The following is a 1061-nucleotide window of genomic DNA, read 5'->3' on the forward strand; positions in this document are numbered from 1 at the left end:
CCGACGATGGCGGCATGGGGGCGGCTGGCGCGCCAGAGATAGAGAAGGAGGCCGACGCCAACGCCCGCGATCACACCCAGCTCGACGCCCGCAAGCAGCGTGATAGCGATCGTCGCCATGTGCGCGGCGAAGTCGGCCTTGGAGTAGTTCCAGAGCTGGCCGGGAGTCTTGAGATCGACGAGGCTGAGAACCGCGACGATGATCGTTGCAGCCAATGTGGCGATGGGCAGGCTGTAGAGCAGCGGGGTCAGGAACAGTCCCGCCAGCGCAATACCGACAGCGGTGTAAGCTCCGGCTGCGGGCGTCTCGGCCCCGGCGTCGAAGTTGACGACCGAGCGCGCAAATCCGCCGGTGACGGGGTAGCCCCCGGAAAAGGCACTGGCGATGTTCGATGCGCCAAGGCCGATAAGCTCCTGGTTCGGTGCAATCCGTTGACGGCGTTTAGCCGCAAGCGTCTGCGCAACCGATACGCTTTCGACGAAGCCGATGATCGAAATGAGCAGCGCGGGGACCCACAGTTGCCCGATTAGACCTAGATCGGTCGAGGGCAGGGCGAAAGGCGGAAGACCCTGCGGAATTGCACCGACGAGGTTCACACCGCGATCCTCGAGATTGAGGCCGATGGCGGCAAGGATCGTCGCAACAACTGCTACGACCGGACCTGCCTTGGCCGCGATGTCGGCGGTTCGTGAAGATAGACCCATCGCGACCAAGGCCGGCTTCAAGCCCTTTCGGACCCAGAAGAGGAACAACGTCGCTGGAATCCCAATGGCGAGCGTCCACGGATTGACCGTGTCGATTGCCGCCGCGAGCCCGCCGAGCATCTCGGGCCAGTTGTCGCCGCCTGCCGATACGCCGAGAATGTGCTTCAACTGGCTCGTCGCGATCAGGATGCCGCTGGCGGTGATGAAGCCGCTGATGACGGGGTGCGAGAGGAGGTTGGCCAAGAAGCCCATCCGCAGGAATCCGAGCACGGCCAGCATCACACCGGACAAGGCTGCAAGGGTGATTGCCGCGTCGAGATAAAGTTCAGTCCCCTGCGCCGCTACGGCTCCGGCAGC

The 1061-nt window shown here is 63.9% G+C and carries 1 protein-coding gene; it reads right to left on the bottom strand.

What is annotated here, in order from left to right:
* Nucleotides 1-1061 (bottom strand): SulP family inorganic anion transporter (locus tag KYK83_RS17025; RefSeq protein ID WP_248284547.1); only part of this gene is annotated, 1061 nt, incomplete at both ends.

The organism is Qipengyuania pacifica (assembly GCF_019857205.1).
GTDB classification, from domain to species: domain Bacteria; phylum Pseudomonadota; class Alphaproteobacteria; order Sphingomonadales; family Sphingomonadaceae; genus Qipengyuania; species Qipengyuania pacifica.